Genomic DNA, 17,229 nt, shown 5'->3' on the forward strand with positions numbered 1-17,229 from the left:
AGCGTGGACCGATGCGTGTCCTGATTATCGAAGACGAAGAGAAAACCGCCGATTACCTGCACCGGGGCCTGACCGAGCAGGGTTACACCACCGACGTCGCGCGCGAAGGCATCGAAGGCCTGCACATGGCGCTGGAAAGCGACTACGCGGTGATCATTCTCGACGTCATGCTGCCGGGTCTGGACGGTTATGGCGTGCTGCGTGCCCTGCGCGCGCGCAAACAGACGCCGGTGATCATGCTCACAGCCCGCGAGAACGTCGACGATCGCATACGCGGCCTGCGCGAAGGCGCTGACGATTACCTCGGCAAGCCCTTTTCGTTTCTGGAGCTGGTCGCGCGTTTGCAAGCCCTGACCCGGCGCAGCGGCGGTCACGAGCCGGTGCAGATCAGCGTCGCCGATTTGTGGATCGACCTGATCAGCCGCAAGGCCACGCGGGCCGGCGTGCGTCTGGACCTCACTGCCAAGGAGTTTTCGCTGCTCAGCGTACTGGCGCGGCGTCAGGGGGAAATCCTGTCGAAGACATCGATTGCCGAGATGGTCTGGGACGTGAATTTCGACAGCGATGCCAACGTCGTCGAAGTCGCGATCAAGCGTCTGCGCGCCAAGCTCGACGGGCCGTTCGAGCAAAAACTGCTGCACACCATTCGCGGCATGGGTTACGTGCTGGAGAGCCGTCTTGTCGACTAACTCCATCGCCCTGCGCCTGAGCGGCATGTTCGCCCTCGTGGCGCTGATGGTGTTTCTGTTGATCGGCTGGGCGCTTTACCTGCAAGTGGACAAGGGCTTGGGTCTGCTGCCGGAAGCCGAAGTCGATGCCCGTTACAGCGTGCTCGAATCAGCGGTCCAGCGTTACGGAACGCCTGAACACTGGGCGAAGATCAACGCCAAGCTCAGGCTGCTCAGTGAGGAAGACAAACGCCTGCGCTTCTGGGTGGTCAGCGACAACCCGACCTATGAATTCGGTAACCCCAACGCCGAGATCCGCGCTTTCGCCAAGGGCCCGCTGGGCATGCGCGATCTGAACCTGAGCGGGCATGATTACCCGTTCAAAGTGCTGGTCAGTCAGTTCCCGGCGAAAGATCAACGCCCGCCGCTGCGTTTTCTGACAGCGGTCGACACCGAAACCTTCTGGCAGACCCAACACTCCCTGCTCATCGCGCTGATCAGTCTGGCGGCCGTCGGCATTCTCCTCGCCTCAGCACTGGGTTACTGGGTGGCGCGCATTGGCCTGAAACCACTGACGGAACTGTCGCTGGAGGCGCGCAAACTGACGCCGCCTCGATTGAGCGGGCGCCTGAAGTTGTCGCATCTGCCGCCGGAGCTGGATCAGTTCGTGACCTCGTTTAACTCCACGCTGGACCGGGTTGAGCAGGCCTACTCGCGGCTGGAGTCGTTCAACGCCGACGTCGCCCATGAACTGCGCTCGCCGCTGACCAATCTCATCGGCCAGACCCAGGTGGCGCTGACCCGAGGGCGATCGGCCGAGCATTACTTCGAGGTGCTGCAATCCAATCTTGAAGAGCTCGAACGGCTGCGCTCGATCATCAATGACATGCTGTTTCTGGCCAGCGCCGATCAGGGCAGCAAGGCCACGCAACTGACCCAGGCCTCACTCGCTCAGGAAGTGGCGAAGACCCTGGATTACCTGGATTTCATTCTGGAAGACGCCCAGGTGCAGGTTGAGGTGCGAGGCGATGCTAACGCGCCCATCGAAACCGCGCACTTGCGCCGGGCGCTGATCAACCTGCTGCACAATGCGGTGCAGCACACCTCGCCAGGGCAGTTGATTCATGTGGATATCCGCGATGAGGGCGATCACGTCAGCATCGGCGTGACCAACCCCGGCGCGCCGATCGCCGGGGAGCATCTGCCGAAACTGTTCGAGCGCTTCTACCGCGTCGATGCCTCGCGCAGCAACAGCGGCGCCAACCACGGGCTTGGTCTGGCGATCGTCAAAGCCATCGCCCTGATGCACGGCGGCACCGTGTTCGTGCGCAGCGAGCATGGGGTGAATACGTTCGGGATCAATTTGCCGAGTTGAGCTTGTCGTCTGGATTGCCCCGCTGAAACGCACTGGTTGCTCATGATCGTTGCTCATGATGCTGATGGTTCCCACGCTCCGCGTGGTAGCCCGCCCAGGACGCTCCGCGTCCCCATCCGCGTTTCGATGACGCGGAGCGTCATGAGCGGCATTCCCACGCGGAGCGTGAGGAACGATCACAAGCGCGCGGCGGCGAAGGCGCTTGGATTACTCATCTACCAACTCAGCCCTGCGTTTATTCAACTCTCGCCTCAAACGCATGTTCTCCACCGCAAGCGCCACAATCATCAGCGTGCCCAGCAGTTCAAAACCATGCAAACCAACAAAGTGCCAAAACACCCACGCGGCGATGGCGACAATCACAGCAACCGCCAGCAGCAAGACTGAGTCCCTCACACTACCCGCCCCAAGAATCGATAAATGGCTTTGCCCGGTGTGGCGGCTTGGTATATGCCTGGATACATGTGCAGGCAATGGACCAGCCAGTCAGTCCTAAGGTTATGCATTTGGGCGGTGAGAAGCACATCCGACAAAGTCGCACCGTTACCCAGCACCCTTCCAGTAGCGACAGCAATGCTGCCAATCACCGCCCCCAGATAGAACGCCGCCGAGCATGCTCCGACGATTGCCAGTTGCTCTAATTTGGTACCCGCTCGCATAAGCTCACTGATTGTCACCTTCTTACCGAATTTCTCGATTTGGCTCAGAAGCGTCGTCGCTGTCGCCACCGCGCTCGTCACAGAGCCGAAGAGCGATTGGGGCGCAGGCAGTCCCATGCTTTCCATGTTTTCTTTGAAGTATTGGTAGAAATCTGACACCGAAGCAATCCCTGTATTAGCCAATCCAAGGTGGCAAAGGCTATGGGACTTACAGCGGGTTTGATGGGCAGCAATGCCACTCTGGCGGTAGGAAGCGTCCGAGATGGCAGGAGGATCAGGCCTACATATGATGGTTCCCACGCTCAGCGTGGTAACCCGTTTTGGATGCTCCGCGTCCCCGTTCGTGCTGCGGAGTCGCGGAGCGTCATCAGCGGCATTCCCACGCGGAGCGTGAGGAACGATCCTCGTGGCGATCAACCCTTCTTCACAAACTCCGACTTCAGCTTCATCGCGCCGATGCCGTCGATTTTGCAGTCGATGTCGTGATCGCCGTCCACCAGACGAATGTTTTTGACCTTGGTGCCGACCTTGACCACCAGCGACGAGCCTTTGACCTTCAGGTCCTTGATGACCGTGACGGTGTCGCCGTCCTGCAGGGTGTTGCCCACGGCGTCCTTGATGACTTTGGTGTCGTCGCCCGCCTCGGCGCTGGCGCCGTCAGCCGACCATTCGTGGGCGCATTCCGGGCACACGAACTGGCTGCCATCTTCGTAGGTGTACTCGGAACTGCATTTTGGGCACGGCGGTAAGCTCACGGCGGATCTCGCATCAGAAGGAATAGGCGCAGGATTATAAGGGTTTTTATCCACCTGAGGAGCGGGCGCCTGAAAACGCCGGAAACATCGCCCGCTGCGGTAGTCTGAATCCCAAGCACGGCGAGAGGCCGTGGTCAGGCCGAGGCGTCAGCCATGAACGATCCATTTGACCTGCAGCGATTTGTCGAGGCGCAAGCGTCGACCCACGAACGCGCAGTGGCGGAGCTTAAATCCGGGCGTAAACAGTCGCACTGGATGTGGTTCGTCTTCCCGCAACTGGCGGGTCTGGGCCACAGCGACATGGCCCGGCGGTACGGCATCAGTGGGCGTGAGGAGGCGATTGCCTACTTGCAGCATCCGGTATTGGGCGAACGGTTGGCACGCTGTTGCGAGGCGTTGCTTGAGTGGAAAGCTCGCAGCGCCACGCAAATCATGGGCTCGCCGGACGACATGAAGTTGCGATCAAGCATGACCCTGTTTGCAGCGGTCGCGCCTGAAACGCGGGTTTTTCAGGAAGTGCTTGAGGCGTTTTTCGACGGCAAGCCGGATGCCGTGACGCTGTCGAAGCTGGGCTGAGGCAGGCTTTCACCTGCACTCACCCTCAGGCCAGCGCCGTGTCCATCACCATCATCAGGCAGAACCCGACCAGCAATCCGAAGCTGGCAATTTTGTCGTGACCGTTGCGGCGGGATTCGGGGATGATTTCGTGGGTCACCACCAGCAGCATCGCCCCGGCTGCCAGCGCCAGGCCCACCGGCAACAGCAACGCGGCCACTTCCACCAGCCAGGCGCAGAGCACGGCGAACACCGGCTCGACCAACCCGGACGCCGCGCCGATCAGAAACGCCTTGAGCCGCGACATGCCGGCAGACGCCAGCACCAGCGCAATGACCAGCCCTTCCGGCACATCCTGAATGGCGATACCCATCGCCAGGCTGTCGGCGTGGGCCAGACCACCACCCGCCGACACGCCCACCGCCATGCCTTCGGGAATGTTGTGGGCAATGATGGCAATCACAAACAGCCAGATGTTCGAGGGAATCGCCGGTTTCCCGGTCACCTCCGACAACTGCGGCCCTCTGGAGACCAGCGTGTCGACCAGAAACAGGCCCGCCGCGCCGAGCAATATCCCGAAGCTGATCAACGCACCGGCGCCCCACGGGGTAAAGCCCAAATCGTGGGCCGCGCCAAGGCCCGGCACGATCAATGAAAACGCCGTCGCCGCCAGCATGATGCCGGCGCCGAATCCCAGCAGGCCGTCGGACACCGCCACCGGCATGCCGCGGATCACCAGCACCGGCACGGCACCCAGCGCGGTGCCCAATGCGCAGATGGCGCCACCTTCCAGCGCTCGCAACATTCTGGGCTCAAGTGCAACCCATGAAAGTCCCTGGGCCACCAGCAGGCCGGTGCCAACGAGGACCAGAATCGAGCCCAATGCCAGCCGCAATAACCGCACGCTGCCGAGAGCCAGTATGTCCGAACGCATAAATCGCCTTATCCGAGGTCTGGGAAATTTCAGCCGAGCGCCGCTGCGTAGCGCTTGGCAACCTCATCCCAGTTGACGACGTTGTAGAACGCGGCGATGTATTCCGGACGACGGTTCTGGTAGCGCAGGTAATAGGCATGCTCCCAGACGTCCAGCCCGAGGATCGGCGTGTTGCCATTCATGAGCGGGCTGTCCTGATTGCCACTGCTTTCCACCACGAGTTTTTTGTCCGGGGTAACGCTCAGCCAGGCCCAGCCGCTGCCGAAGCGGGTCAGCGCTGCCTTGGTGAAGGCGTCCTTGAACGCGTCGAATCCGCCTACTTGCTCGTCGATCGCCGTCGCCAGCGCACCGCTTGGCAGGCCGCCCCCCTGGGGGCTCATCACTTCCCAAAACAGCGAATGGTTGGCATGACCGCCGCCTTGATTGATCACCGCCGGGCGCAGTTTTTCCGGAAGCTCGGCGACGCTGGCGACCAGCTTCTCGATCGGCCACTCCGCGTATTCAGTGCCGTCGACCGCCGCGTTGAGGTTGTTGATGTAGGTCTGGTGATGCTTGCTGTAGTGGATTTCCATGGTTTGCGCGTCGATGTGCGGCTCGAGCGCATCGTAGGCGTAGGGCAAGGCAGGCAAGGTAAACGGCATGTCAGTGGACTCCAAACGAGAGGGTGCCGGCGCGGGCAACGTGGTGCTGAAGCGCCGAGCGGGAATGTTCGCCGTTGCTGTTGAGCAGGCGACGGGTGCGTGGGTACTCGCCGTATTGGCCGACGAAACCCAAGAGTTCGCTGTAGGTTTTATTGCTGTGCCGCAGCGCCGCCTGTCGCAGAGCAGGCGTCATTTGCGGGTCCTGAATCACATTCAACAGGCGCTGATGGACGGCGCAGAGGTATTCGGCGCTCTCCTCCGGCTGACCCAGGCTCAGGTGCAGATCCGCCAGGTTGTGGTGCGAAATCACGAACGCCGCCACGGCCTCATCGGCGACGCTCCAACGGTCGAACAGCACTTGCGCCAGCGCGAGGGCTTGCAGGTACAGCTCGCGCGCATCGATCAGGTCGCCTCGGTTGAAGCAACTGTTACCGCTCAGGATGGTACGTTTCCATTGCTCCATGGCGCAGGTCCTCACGAGTGGCGCCGGCGATCAGAAGCCGTCGGCAGGGCGTTTTGCGGATTCGATGGCGCGGGTTCCGTCAGCGGAATCGACGGCAGCAGTGCGCAGGTCGCCAGGCGCTGGGCGAAGGCCTGAACGCGTTCCAACTGAGCAGCGGAGAAAGCAAGCGCCTGCATGTCTCGCAGCGGACGCCATGCCTGGTCCAGGCACAGACAACGCCAATGCCAGGGCAGCGCGGTATCGCTGGCGGTGTCGATCAGCAGGCGAAAGGTGCTTTCACAAATGAGGGATTTGGGCGTGGCGGTAAAGCGCGCCAGGTAGCGGCCTTCCGCAAGGTAGTGTTCGATGAGCCGCGGCTCGTCCGGATCCAGCGCGCAGCGAATCCGCAGACTCAACGCGCGCCAGTTTTCCAGGTACGGCGACTCGTGCAGAACAGTGCCCATGACCGAGGCCCACTTAACGAATGAGATTCATTATTAAATGAGTTTAAGAATCAAAACAACCCCGCCGATGGATTGAGTTCAAGCACGGAGCTTGAAATTGCCCATGAAAAAGGCCCGCACCGAAATCGGGGCAGGCCTTTTGGGTGAAGCGGCCGAACAGGACGAACTCAGCTGCCCGCGACCATCATTTTCTCGATCAGCACAGAGCCGGTGCGGATGTTGCTGCGCAACTCCAGATCACTGCCCACGGCGACGATCTGCTTGAACATGTCGCGCATGTTGCCGGCGATGGTTACTTCCTGAACCGGGAACTGGATCTCGCCGTTCTCGACCCAAAAACCTGCCGCGCCGCGAGAATAATCGCCGGTGACCATGTTCAGGCCGCTGCCCATTAGCTCGGTGACCAACAGCCCGCGTCCCATTCGGCGGATCAGCGCCGCCTGGTCCTCAGTGCTGTGGCTGACGAACAGGTTATGCACGCCACCTGCGTTCGCGGTGCTCGGCAGGCCGAGTTTGCGGCCCGAATAGGTGCTGAGAATGTAGGAGACCAGATCACCGTTTTCGACGAACGGCTTGGCGTAAGTCGCCAGGCCATCGCCGTCGAACGCGGAGCTGCCCATGGCGCCGACCAGATGCGGACGCTCGTCGATGGTCATCCACTCGGGGAACAGACGTTGACCGATCGCGCCTTCAAGGAAGGACGACTTGCGGTACAGGTTGCCGCCGGAAATCGCGCCCATAAAACTGCCGAACAAACCGCCCGCCAATTCTGCCGAGAACAGCACCGGCACTTCACAAGTCGGCACCGGCCGTGCGCCCAGTCGGCTCGCGGCGCGCTCGGCGGCTTTCTGGCCGATGAGTCTGGCGTCCATCAACAGCTCGCCACGGCGATTCACGTCATACCAGTAGTCGCGCTGCATCTGCCCTTCGCCTTCGGCGATCATCACGCAGCTCAGGCTGTGGCGGGTCGACGCGTAGCCGCCGATGAAACCGTGACTGTTGCCGTAGACGCGGCAGCCCTGATGCACGTTCAGCGTGGTGCCGTCGGCGTTCTTGATCCGGCTGTCGGCGTCGAAGGCCGCGGCTTCACAGATCAGCGCACGTTCGATGGCCTGTTCGGGGGTAATGTCCCACGGGTGATAGAGGTCGAAATCCGGCTGGTCTTTCGCCATCAGCGCAGCGTCGGCGAGACCCGAGGCTTCGTCTTCCGACGTGTGTTTGGCGATGGCCAGCGCGGCGGCAACGGTTTCACGAATGGCGTCGGGGCCGCTCGCGGAGGTGCTGGCCGAACCCTTGCGGTGGCCCACGTACAAGGTGATGCCGAAACCCTGATCGCGGTTGAATTCGACTGTCTCGACTTCGCGCTGGCGAACCGTAGTGGACAGGCCCTGCTCCAGCGACACGGCGACTTCACACGCAGTCGCGCCCTGACGCTTGGCTTCAGCGACGATCTGCTCGACCTGCTGCTGCAATGCCGGCAAAGCCTGCGGGCCGACGCTTTCTGATGCACTCATGACGTTCTCCATCAAATTCTGATTTCAGCAGCCGGGCCGGACAACCGGGCCCTGACTGGTTATCATGGCGGCGTTTATTTGCGGACGGCCCCCATGGTTGATTCTTACGACGACTCCTTCGACGGAGAGAAAAGCAAAACCCAGGTCAAACGAGAGCTTCACGCTCTGGTGGAGCTGGGCGAACGCTTGACGACATTCAAGCCCGATGTGCTGGCCAAGCTGCCTCTGACCGACCCTCTGCGTCGGGCATTGGCCGATGCTCCCAAGCACACCGCGCACATTGCGCGCAAACGCCACATTCAATTCATCGGCAAGCTGATGCGCGATCAGGATCTGGATGAAATCCTGGTGCTGCTCGATCAGCTCGACGCTTCTACGCGCCAGTACAACGAGCGCTTCCACAATCTGGAACGCTGGCGTGATCGCCTGGTGACCGGTACCGACGACGTGCTTGAGCAGTTCGTCAGTGAATACCCGGACGCCGACCGTCAGCAACTGCGCTCGCTGATCCGTCAGGCTCAGCATGAAGCCGCGCAGAACAAGGCCCCTACCGCGACCCGCAAAATCTTCAAATACATCCGCGAGCTAGACGAAAGCAAACGCGGACTGCGCTAGAACTGCTGCGCCGTTTGAATCACTCAACCGGCGCAAGCCCCTCGATTATCAAGCCCCGCCTGTGCCGCCAACGGTGATCGCATCGATCTTCAGCGTGGGCTGACCGACGCCGACTGGAACCGATTGACCGTCCTTGCCGCAGGTGCCCACGCCACTGTCCAGGGACAGATCGTTGCCGACCATCGACACGCGGCTCATGCATTCCGGGCCGTTGCCAATCAGCGTCGCGCCTTTGACCGGTGCGGTGATTTTGCCGTCTTCGATTAGATAGGCCTCGCTGGTGGAGAACACGAACTTGCCGCTGGTGATATCGACCTGCCCGCCACCGAGGTTGGCACAGTAGATCCCGCGCTTGACCGAGGCGATGATTTCCGCCGGATCGCTCTGGCCGCCGAGCATGTAGGTGTTGGTCATGCGTGGCATCGGCAGGTGCGCGTAGGACTCGCGACGACCATTGCCCGTGCGCGCGACGCCCATCAGCCGTGCGTTGAGCTTGTCTTGCATGTAGCCCTTGAGCACGCCGTTTTCGATCAGCGTGGTGCACTCGGTCGGGGTGCCTTCGTCATCGACGGTGAGAGAACCGCGGCGATCGGCCAACGTGCCATCATCGACGATGGTGCAGAGCTTGGACGCGACCATCTCGCCCATGCGACCGCTGTAGGCCGAGCTGCCCTTGCGGTTGAAGTCGCCCTCAAGGCCGTGGCCGACCGCTTCGTGCAGCAACACGCCGGACCAGCCGGAACCCAACACCACCGGCAAGGTGCCCGCCGGCGCCGGAATGGCTTCGAGATTGACCAGCGCCTGACGCAGCGCTTCACGGGCATAGCCCATGGCGCGGTCGTCGCTGAGGAAATAACGGTAATCGGTGCGACCGCCGCCGCCATGGCCGCCGCGCTCACGCCGGCCGTTCTGCTCGACGATCACACTGACGTTGAAACGCACCAGCGGACGGACGTCGGCGGCAAGACCGCCGTCAGTGGAGGCGACAAGAATGCGTTCCCAGACACCGGCCATGCTCACGGTGACTTGCTGAATGCGCGGGTCAAGCGCACGGGTAGCGGCGTCGACACGCTTAAGCAATTCGACCTTCTCGGCGCGGGTCATGACTTCCAGCGGGTTGTCAGGCGCATAAAGCTGGGCGACGTCCTGGGTGGTAAACGCCTGGACCCGGCCGTTCTGGCCAGCACGGGAAATCGAGCGTGCGGCGCGGGCCGCCTGGGTAAGGGCTTCAGGGGTGATGGCGTTGCTGTAGGCGAAGCCGGTTTTCTCCCCGGATTGCGCGCGTACGCCGACGCCCTGGTCCAGGTTGAAACTGCCTTCCTTGACGATGCCGTCTTCCAGCGCCCAGGACTCGGAAATCTGCCCCTGAAAATACAGGTCGGCCGCGTCAATGCCGGGGCCGGCCAGCTCGCCGAGCACCGATTGCAGGCTGTCGATGCTCAGGCCGCCTGGTGCCAGAAGGTGTTCGCTGACAGAGGACAAGTGGCTCATATTCACTCCGGGGTATTGGCAGGTCGCACGGCGGCCTGCGAAAAAAATCGCCGGTGATTCGATACCGGCATGCGCGCCCGTATGGACGCTTGTTCTACGCTGTCTCGTTCGGCCAGCAGCACGGCTTCACCCTGTGCCTGCTCGGCCAGCACGCGGCCCCATGGATCTATGATCGCCGCGTGCCCAAATGTTTCTCTCGGACCCGGATGAATGCCGCCTTGCGCGGCCGCCAGTACATAGCACTGGGTTTCGATGGCCCGGGCGCGCAGCAGAATCTCCCAGTGCGCCGCGCCGGTCACGGCGGTAAAGGCCGACGGCGCGGTGATCAATTCAGCTCCCGCCTCCCGCAGCGCGGTGTACAGCTCCGGGAAACGCAGGTCGTAACACACCGAAAGCCCCAGCCTGCCGACCGGCGTGTCAGCCACTACGACATTGTTGCCGTGGGCGTAATCGTCGGATTCCCGGTACCGCCCTCGGGCATCGGCAACATCGACGTCGAACAGGTGCAGCTTGTCGTAACGCGCGACTTGCTGGCCCTGATCGTCAATCAGCAGCGAGCATGCGGTGACTTTGCCATCAGGCTGACCTTCAGGGGGCAGCGGCAATGTCCCGGCCACTATCCATAAGGTGAGGTCGCGAGCGGCAAGTTTCAACCATGGCAGGATCGGTCCTTCGCCAAGGGCCTCGGCGCGGCCGATGGCAGCCACATCACGACGGCCCATCGCGGCGAAGTTTTCCGGGAGCACAGCCAGTTTCGCACCTGACGCAGCGGCCTGTTCCAGCAATCGGCGCGCCTGGGCCAGATTGCCGAGCACGCCGCTCTGGCTGACCATCTGAATGACTGCGAAGGACATACGCGCTCCCTGATCGATAGAACTGCACTCTACTCCAAGCGCTGAGGATTGGGCTTGTTCGACACGCTGATTTCAGCCTACTGGGACCGCATTTATCCCGTAGGACTGGCTTTAGCCGGGAAGGCGTCAGGTGTCACACCACAGATTCATTTTCCGGGCGTTATACCTCACTGCGGTTTCTCGAACGGCTTGTCGAAGGTGATCTTCGGTTCTTTCCATGGCCCTTCGACCTTGTACTGGACGCTGGCGAATCGGGACACGCGGTCGCCCAGCAGCTTGTCGACCAGAAACAACGCGCCGCCAATCGCCGGTGCGCCGACGATCAATGCGGCGATCGGCAGGTTGTTGGTCACCGGCAGGGTCACCAGCAGCTTGGCGTCGACGCGGTCGCGGACCATGTCCAGCGTGCCGTCGAGCTCAAGGTTGGTCGACGGCCCGGTCATGGTGATTGGATCGCGGGTGACGTACACCCCATCGCTCGCCACCAGCAACCCTTTGACCTTGTCGTAGCTCAGCCCCTTGCCCAGCAGGTCGGAGAAGTCCAGGCGCAGACGCCGGCCAATCGAATTGAAGTTGAGCAAACCGAACACACGCAACGCCTGCGCGCCACCCTCGACCTCAACGAACTGGCCGTTCTTCAGCGTCGCATCCAGGCTGCCGGAATAACGCTTCAACCCCACCCACGCAGGCGAACCCGGCCAGCGTCCGTCAGCGTTCAGCTCGAACTCCTGACTGGTGACGGTGGGCGCGAAGCCCCAGGCCTTGAGCACATCCGCGAGATTCTTGCCGCTCACCTGGCCCTTGAACCAACTGCTGGTCGTCCCCGGCGTGCCTTCCCAGCCGCCATTGCCCAGCAGCGCAATACCTTTGAGGCCCAAATTCAGGTCAGACATCTGGAGGCCGTTCGGCGTCGGACGGACCTTGAGCGACCACGCGCCCATCAACTGATCGCCCTGAAACAGCTGGGTGATCTTGATGTTCAGTGCGGGGATCTTGCGCGGGTCGACGTCCGCCAGCGGGTCCGGCGCGTTTTCTACAACTGCCGCATTCGGGTCCGGCGCGGGCAAGCGCACGTAGAGCAGGCTGATGTCGATCGGCGCGGTTTTGCTGTCCGGCAACGTGGCAGTGCCTTTCACCTTCGAGCTGTCCAGCGATAGCGCCCATGCAGTATCACTGCGCTTGAGCTGAACGCCGGCCTGCTCCAGGGTCGTGCCCATCGCGGTCAACTTGCCGATCTGCAAGTCGACGCTATTGAGCAACTGCTTGGCGCTGCCGCCCGGGTCGGTGCCAGCGTAACGCTCAGCCATGGCTTGCCAGGGCGCGATGTCCAGCTCCGACAACGAGCCGCGAACACGCAGCCCCTTGCTGTCCGGCACGATCGCACCGCCTTCACCGAGGAACAGCTCGCCACGTCCGTCGCCGAATTTACCCGGTGGCGACGCGAACGCCAGATTGGCGATATTGCCGTAGCCGACGTCGATACGCCGCTCCGGGCCTTGCAGGTTCATGCGGAAATCGGTGTCGCGCGTCTCATCAACGGTTTTGCCGAAAGGAGCCGGCAGATCCACCGCCAGCCCTTTCAGGTCCGAGTTGATCTGCAGCTGGCTGGCGTTGCCGCTCAACGTCAGCTGCAGCTGATAGGGCAGATCCCCCGAAATCGGCAGCGGCTGCGTCACGCCCAGCCAGTCGGTCAGGCGCTTGCTGGCGATCTGGCTGCTGGCGGTGATGCGCGTCACCGGCGCCCCCGGTTTGCCTTCGGCGAAAATCTCGGCGTTCACCAGCTTGTCGAACGCAACGGCCTTGATGTTCTTGCCGCTCAGGCCTTTGGTGTAATCGAAGCGGAAGTCACCGCGCAGTTGCGTCAGCTCCAGCACCGGATCGGCGAGCTTGAGCCGCGCGCTGTCGGTACTGAAATCCATCACGACCTTGGGGTCCTGTCCCTTGACCAGCGGAATATCCAGATTGAGGTGCCCCTGCAACGGCCCTTCCGCCTGCCAGCCGGCGAAGGTCTGGGCGGTGCCGATCGGCGCTTCCTGGAGAATCTTCATGCCGTCCTGAAGGCTGCCTTTCAGGTCACTGTCCACCAACAGATGGCTGGACTGCCCTGCCGGGACATGGGGAATGTCCACAGCGACATTGCTGACCTGAGTGTTCAGCAGCTGACCCTTGTTGGCCCGAATGCGCACGCCGCTGTTCTCGACGAACACATCGCCGTCGACATTGTTCAGCTGCGGCCAGCCCGGTTGAAAGGCCAGGCTCGCGTTGCGCACCTTGAAGAACAGGCTGATGACCCGCGCCACGTCAGGCGCGTCCTTGTTGATCGAGCCCTGATACTGGAAGAAACCCTGATCGACTTTGCCGCCCAGAATCGCAGTGCGCAGCCATTGATCGAGGGCCGGGCTGAGCACGGCGGGCAGGTACTTGGAGGTGTAGCGACCGTCGCCGTCGACCAGCCCGACGCGCAGGTCCATGTAGTCCTCCTGGCTGTGATCGAAGTGCAGGCGAATGAGGAAATCGCTGGCGATGTTGCCCTCCTCCCCCGCGACCTTGATGTACGGCGCAATCAGCGTGAAGCCCTGATCGTCCAGCGACCAGGTCAGCTTTGCATTGGCGTGACGGTACTTCCATTCGTTACGGAAGATCGGGTCCAGGTGCAGCATGAAATCGTCAGTGTCCAGGCGCAGTTCTCCCTGGCCCAGATCTCCGCTGATGGCACCGCTGACGTTCCCCGCTGCCGGCGCGCCGTGGTAGGCGTCGAAACCGACCTTGTGCAGATTGGCGGCGAAGCTCAGCCGCTTGGGCGCTTCGGCTTGCGGCCGATAATCGAGCAGCACGTTGCGCAGCCCGCCGGTGACTTTCAGCCGGTCCACCGCCACCATGACCTGGTCGGGCAACGGCGCCAGTGAGTCGAGCAACGGCGTAATGGGCGTCAGATCAAGCCGGTCAGCCTGGACGTGCCACAGTTCTTCGGCGTCAGCCGTGGCGGCGGTCTGTTGCAAGTGAATGCGGCTTTCCCAACGCTTACTGTTCAGGTCCATCGCCAGCGAGTCGAGGGTGGCGCTGAAGCCTTTTTCGTCGCGCTGAAACCAGGCGTTGAGGGCAAGGTTGTCGATGCTCGCGGATTTGCGGTCAGCGTAGGCGCCTTTGAACTGCGGCGCATTCAGCCGCACCGCGGCACTTTGCAGATTGCCCCTGCCCCAGTTCAGCCACACCTCACCGCCGGCCTTGAGATTCTGGATCTTCCAGTCGCGGGTGAGGCTCTTCGGCAGCCACTTCGACCAGTCGCTTTGCGGGAGGCTCAAGTACGCTTCGGCCGCACCGTCGCGCCACTCATGGGCGCGCACGGTAGAACGAACGTTCAGCGACAGCGGCTGGCCGTCAGGCAGGTTCAAGCGGGCGTCGAGGCGCTGGTGCACGCTGCCGGTCTTCAGCGTCAGGCTTACATAGGTCAGCGTCAGGGGCGACTGGTTATAGGGCTGCAAAGTGATCTGGCTGTCGAACAACGACAGGTGCGAGACCATCTGCATCTGAGTGAGGATTTTCTCGGGATCGGTGACCTGATCAGGCTGTACGGGCAGGCCTTGCAGTGCCCAGTGGCCGTTCTGGTCTTCTTTCAGGCCGAACTGCAGCCCATCCAGCTCAAGCCGTTCGAGGCGCACTTCACGGGTCCGCAGGCTGGCGAGCAGGTCAGGCATGGCCAGCACGTGATCCAGCCGAACGGCGTTGCCGCCCTCGCCGATCATTACGTCACGGGCGACGAAGATGGGGGCGAAGCCGCTCCAGCTGCCTTCCAGCCGACCGATGCTCACCGGCATGCCCAGCGCGGTCTGCGCTTTGGCTTCCACGTCGGCGCGGTATTCGGCCACCATCGGCACCAATTGACGCCCGACGCTCACGTACAGCGCGACCAGCACCACGAAAAGGGCGCACAGACTCAGGCCCCAACGGGTTAGCACAGCCAGAAACCCGGTCAGACGCTCCATGTCGCTGCGCCTCCGCAAAAACGGCCTGCATATGGCATCCGGCCCAATCGTGCAGGTGCGGGTACGTCCAGGTTGTGCTCAATCGCCACGCGTTGTTCTCTTTGGACGGCATCCGTTCCGTCTGCCTCAAGGGCACTGTTTTCTGTCTTCAACTGCACCGCCAATCGGCAGCACGGCGCATCACGCACTCTCAGAGCAGCACGACGTCATATTGTTCCTGGGAGTACATGGTCTCGACCTGAAAACGAATGGTTCTGCCGATGAACACTTCCAGTTCGGCCACGTTGCCGGATTCTTCGTCAAGCAGCCGGTCGACCACTTTCTGATTGGCCAGCACGCGATAACCCACCGCCTGATAAGCGCGGGCTTCACGCAGGATCTCGCGGAATATCTCGTAGCAGATGGTTTCCGGGGTCTTCAGCTTGCCACGACCCTGGCAACTGCTGCACGGCTCGCACAGCACTTGCTCCAGACTTTCCCGGGTGCGCTTGCGCGTCATCTGCACCAGACCCAGTTCGGTGATGCCGATGATGTTGGTTTTGGCGTGATCGCGCTCGAGTTGTTTTTCGAGGGTCCGCAGCACCTGGCGCTGGTGCTCGGCGTCTTCCATGTCGATGAAATCGATGATGATGATGCCGCCGATGTTGCGCAGCCGCAGCTGTCGGGCAATGGCCGTCGCCGCTTCCAGATTGGTCTTGAAGATGGTCTCTTCGAGATTGCGATGGCCGACGAACGCACCGGTGTTGACGTCGATGGTAGTCATGGCTTCGGCAGGGTCGATGACCAGATAACCGCCGGACTTGAGCGGCACCTTGCGGTCCAGCGCTCGCTGAATTTCGTCTTCGACGCCATACAGGTCAAAAATCGGCCGCTCGCCAGGGTAATGCTCAAGGCGGTCGGCGATTTCCGGCATCAGCTCGGCGACGAACTGGGTGGTCTTCTGAAACGTCTCGCGGGAATCAATGCGGATCTTCTCGGTGCGCGGGCTGACCAGATCGCGCAAGGTGCGCAGCGCCAAGCCCAAGTCTTCGTAGATCACGCTGGCCGGGCTGATGGTTTTGATCTGCTCGCCAATCTGGTCCCAGAGCCTGCGCAGGTAGCGGATGTCCATCATGATCTCGTCGGCGCCCGCACCTTCGGCCGCCGTGCGCAGGATGAAACCGCCCTTCTCCTTGATCCCTTCCTTGGCGACGCAATCGCTGACCACTTGTTTCAGGCGTTCGCGCTCGGCTTCGTCTTCGATTTTCAGGGAAATGCCGACATGGGCCGTGCGTGGCATGTACACGAGGTAGCGCGACGGAATCGACAGTTGAGTCGTCAGCCGTGCGCCTTTGCTGCCGATCGGGTCTTTGGTGACCTGCACCACCAGACTCTGGCCGTCGTGGACCAGCGAGCTGATGGTCTCCACGGCCGGCCCTTCGCGCATGGAGATTTCCGAGGCGTGAATGAACGCCGCGCGGTCCAGACCGATGTCGATGAACGCCGCCTGCATGCCAGGCAGCACGCGCACGACCTTGCCCTTGTAGATATTGCCCACGATCCCGCGACGCTGGGTGCGTTCGACGTGCACCTCTTGCAACACCCCGTTCTCAACGACCGCCACGCGCGATTCCATCGGCGTGATGTTGATCAGAATCTCTTCACTCATGACTTGTCACCTTCCGGGCGTTGCCAACAGGGTATGCCGAAACGCTGGAGGATTTCTGCGGTTTCGCACAAGGGCAAACCGACCACGGCGGAATAACTGCCACTGAGGTTTTCCACGAACACCGCGCCCAGGCCTTGAATGCCGTAGCCGCCGGCCTTGTCGCAGGGCTCGCCGCTGGCCCAGTAACGGCGGGCCTCGTCCTCCGGGATCGCCCGGAAACGGACACGGCTGGTGACGGTTCGGGTTTCGCAGCGCTCTTCATGGACCACGGCGATGGCGGTCAGGACTTCGTGTTCTCGGTTCGAGAGTGCGGCAAGCATCGCCAGCGCCTCGGCTTCGTCCGCCGGTTTGCCGAGGATGCGGCCGTCGAGGACCACGGCGGTGTCGGCGCCGAGGACGCAGGCGGTCGGGTAGGCAGGATCGTTGGCGAGCTGCAGCAGGCCGGCGTCCGCCTTGCCACGGGCCAGCCGCAGGACGTACGCAGCGGGGGTTTCGTTGGCCAGAGGGGTTTCGTCGATGTCGGCGCTGAGGGTCATAAACGGCACGCCGATCTGGGTCAGCAGCTCACGACGGCGCGGGGAGCCGGAGGCTAGAAGAAGTTGGGGCATGGGACGTCTCCGTGTCGTTGATC

Annotated in this window: 17 protein-coding genes; 4 read left to right on the forward strand and 13 right to left on the reverse strand. The window is 62.1% G+C overall.

Annotated elements, in window-relative coordinates; genetic code table 11:
* Positions 1-11: 11 nt before the first annotated feature.
* Positions 12-689 (forward strand): heavy metal response regulator transcription factor, encoded by a 678-nt coding sequence (locus QMX88_RS14545; RefSeq protein WP_282370426.1) that lies wholly within the window; start codon positions 12-14, stop codon positions 687-689.
* Positions 679-2,043 (forward strand): heavy metal sensor histidine kinase, encoded by a 1,365-nt coding sequence (locus QMX88_RS14550; protein WP_282370427.1) that lies wholly within the window; start codon positions 679-681, stop codon positions 2,041-2,043. Before QMX88_RS14545 ends, QMX88_RS14550 begins: the two co-directional genes overlap by 11 nt.
* Positions 2,044-2,250: 207 nt before the next feature.
* Here QMX88_RS14550 and QMX88_RS14555 read toward each other — a convergent pair whose 3' ends face one another.
* The 3 genes from QMX88_RS14555 to QMX88_RS14565 all read right to left on the reverse strand — a co-directional run bounded on the left by QMX88_RS14555 (position 2,251) and on the right by QMX88_RS14565 (position 3,457).
* Positions 2,251-2,424: a hypothetical protein gene (locus tag QMX88_RS14555; RefSeq protein ID WP_282370428.1), complete on the reverse strand. Its 174-nt coding sequence runs from the start codon at positions 2,422-2,424 to the stop codon at positions 2,251-2,253.
* An 11-nt stretch (positions 2,425-2,435) separates the two neighbouring features.
* Positions 2,436-2,861, reverse strand: a complete 426-nt coding sequence (locus tag QMX88_RS14560; protein WP_282370430.1) for a hypothetical protein — start codon at positions 2,859-2,861, stop codon at positions 2,436-2,438.
* Between the two features lie 254 nt (positions 2,862-3,115).
* On the reverse strand, positions 3,116-3,457 hold the full coding sequence (locus tag QMX88_RS14565; protein WP_074886446.1) for a zinc ribbon domain-containing protein YjdM: 342 nt from the start codon (positions 3,455-3,457) through the stop codon (positions 3,116-3,118).
* A 153-nt stretch (positions 3,458-3,610) separates the two neighbouring features.
* Between QMX88_RS14565 and QMX88_RS14570 the strand changes: the two genes are divergently transcribed.
* Positions 3,611-4,033: a DUF1810 domain-containing protein gene (locus QMX88_RS14570; RefSeq protein ID WP_282370434.1), complete on the forward strand. Its 423-nt coding sequence runs from the start codon at positions 3,611-3,613 to the stop codon at positions 4,031-4,033.
* A 25-nt stretch (positions 4,034-4,058) separates the two neighbouring features.
* On the opposite strand, the gene QMX88_RS14575 is transcribed toward QMX88_RS14570, so the two are convergent.
* The 5 genes from QMX88_RS14575 to pmbA form a co-directional block, all read right to left on the reverse strand.
* Complete coding sequence (locus QMX88_RS14575; protein WP_282370436.1) at positions 4,059-4,946, reverse strand: ZIP family metal transporter; 888 nt, start codon at positions 4,944-4,946, stop codon at positions 4,059-4,061.
* 29 nt (positions 4,947-4,975) lie between these two features.
* The gene (locus QMX88_RS14580; RefSeq protein WP_282370439.1) at positions 4,976-5,587 is read right to left on the reverse strand and encodes a superoxide dismutase; all 612 of its coding nucleotides are present in this window, start codon (positions 5,585-5,587) and stop codon (positions 4,976-4,978) included.
* 1 nt (position 5,588) lies between these two features.
* Positions 5,589-6,050, reverse strand: coding sequence for a hypothetical protein (locus QMX88_RS14585; protein ID WP_133776242.1), 462 nt, complete (start codon positions 6,048-6,050; stop codon positions 5,589-5,591).
* 11 nt (positions 6,051-6,061) lie between these two features.
* On the reverse strand, positions 6,062-6,493 hold the full coding sequence (locus QMX88_RS14590) for a FagA protein (protein WP_244655824.1): 432 nt from the start codon (positions 6,491-6,493) through the stop codon (positions 6,062-6,064).
* A gap of 167 nt (positions 6,494-6,660) precedes the next feature.
* Positions 6,661-8,007 carry a metalloprotease PmbA gene (pmbA, locus tag QMX88_RS14595; RefSeq protein ID WP_282370444.1) on the reverse strand — a complete coding sequence of 449 codons (1,347 nt, stop codon included), beginning with the start codon at positions 8,005-8,007 and terminating at the stop codon, positions 6,661-6,663.
* Positions 8,008-8,100: 93 nt separating this feature from the next.
* Here pmbA and yjgA point away from each other — a divergent pair, with 93 nt between their 5' ends.
* Positions 8,101-8,622, forward strand: coding sequence for a ribosome biogenesis factor YjgA (yjgA, locus tag QMX88_RS14600; protein ID WP_065990105.1), 522 nt, complete (start codon positions 8,101-8,103; stop codon positions 8,620-8,622).
* Between the two features lie 48 nt (positions 8,623-8,670).
* Here yjgA and tldD read toward each other — a convergent pair whose 3' ends face one another.
* From tldD to QMX88_RS14625, 5 genes are all read right to left on the reverse strand, one after another.
* Positions 8,671-10,113 (reverse strand): metalloprotease TldD, encoded by a 1,443-nt coding sequence (tldD, locus tag QMX88_RS14605; protein ID WP_237251253.1) that lies wholly within the window; start codon positions 10,111-10,113, stop codon positions 8,671-8,673.
* A 2-nt stretch (positions 10,114-10,115) separates the two neighbouring features.
* The gene (locus tag QMX88_RS14610) at positions 10,116-10,967 is read right to left on the reverse strand and encodes a carbon-nitrogen hydrolase family protein (protein ID WP_282370454.1); all 852 of its coding nucleotides are present in this window, start codon (positions 10,965-10,967) and stop codon (positions 10,116-10,118) included.
* Positions 10,968-11,134: 167 nt separating this feature from the next.
* Positions 11,135-14,950, reverse strand: coding sequence for a YhdP family protein (locus tag QMX88_RS14615; RefSeq protein WP_282370456.1), 3,816 nt, complete (start codon positions 14,948-14,950; stop codon positions 11,135-11,137).
* A 190-nt stretch (positions 14,951-15,140) separates the two neighbouring features.
* Positions 15,141-16,598: a ribonuclease G gene (gene rng, locus QMX88_RS14620; protein WP_037012596.1), complete on the reverse strand. Its 1,458-nt coding sequence runs from the start codon at positions 16,596-16,598 to the stop codon at positions 15,141-15,143.
* Complete coding sequence (locus QMX88_RS14625; protein ID WP_282370459.1) at positions 16,595-17,206, reverse strand: Maf family protein; 612 nt, start codon at positions 17,204-17,206, stop codon at positions 16,595-16,597. Before QMX88_RS14625 ends, rng begins: the two co-directional genes overlap by 4 nt.
* Positions 17,207-17,229 lie beyond the last annotated feature (23 nt).

The organism is Pseudomonas sp. PS02290, from assembly GCF_029960075.1.
GTDB lineage: Bacteria > Pseudomonadota > Gammaproteobacteria > Pseudomonadales > Pseudomonadaceae > Aquipseudomonas.

Coding starts and splice junctions, on each gene's coding strand:
- yjgA (WP_065990105.1), top strand. CDS start 8,101: ATGGTTGATTCTTACGACGACTCCTTCGACGGAGAGAAAAGCAAAACC.
- QMX88_RS14590 (WP_244655824.1), bottom strand. CDS start 6,493: ATGGGCACTGTTCTGCACGAGTCGCCGTACCTGGAAAACTGGCGCGCG.
- QMX88_RS14615 (WP_282370456.1), bottom strand. CDS start 14,950: ATGGAGCGTCTGACCGGGTTTCTGGCTGTGCTAACCCGTTGGGGCCTG.
- QMX88_RS14575 (WP_282370436.1), bottom strand. CDS start 4,946: ATGCGTTCGGACATACTGGCTCTCGGCAGCGTGCGGTTATTGCGGCTG.
- QMX88_RS14580 (WP_282370439.1), bottom strand. CDS start 5,587: ATGCCGTTTACCTTGCCTGCCTTGCCCTACGCCTACGATGCGCTCGAG.
- QMX88_RS14610 (WP_282370454.1), bottom strand. CDS start 10,967: ATGTCCTTCGCAGTCATTCAGATGGTCAGCCAGAGCGGCGTGCTCGGC.
- QMX88_RS14625 (WP_282370459.1), bottom strand. CDS start 17,206: ATGCCCCAACTTCTTCTAGCCTCCGGCTCCCCGCGCCGTCGTGAGCTG.
- tldD (WP_237251253.1), bottom strand. CDS start 10,113: ATGAGCCACTTGTCCTCTGTCAGCGAACACCTTCTGGCACCAGGCGGC.
- pmbA (WP_282370444.1), bottom strand. CDS start 8,007: ATGAGTGCATCAGAAAGCGTCGGCCCGCAGGCTTTGCCGGCATTGCAG.
- rng (WP_037012596.1), bottom strand. CDS start 16,598: ATGAGTGAAGAGATTCTGATCAACATCACGCCGATGGAATCGCGCGTG.
- QMX88_RS14585 (WP_133776242.1), bottom strand. CDS start 6,050: ATGGAGCAATGGAAACGTACCATCCTGAGCGGTAACAGTTGCTTCAAC.
- QMX88_RS14570 (WP_282370434.1), top strand. CDS start 3,611: ATGAACGATCCATTTGACCTGCAGCGATTTGTCGAGGCGCAAGCGTCG.
- QMX88_RS14545 (WP_282370426.1), top strand. CDS start 12: ATGCGTGTCCTGATTATCGAAGACGAAGAGAAAACCGCCGATTACCTG.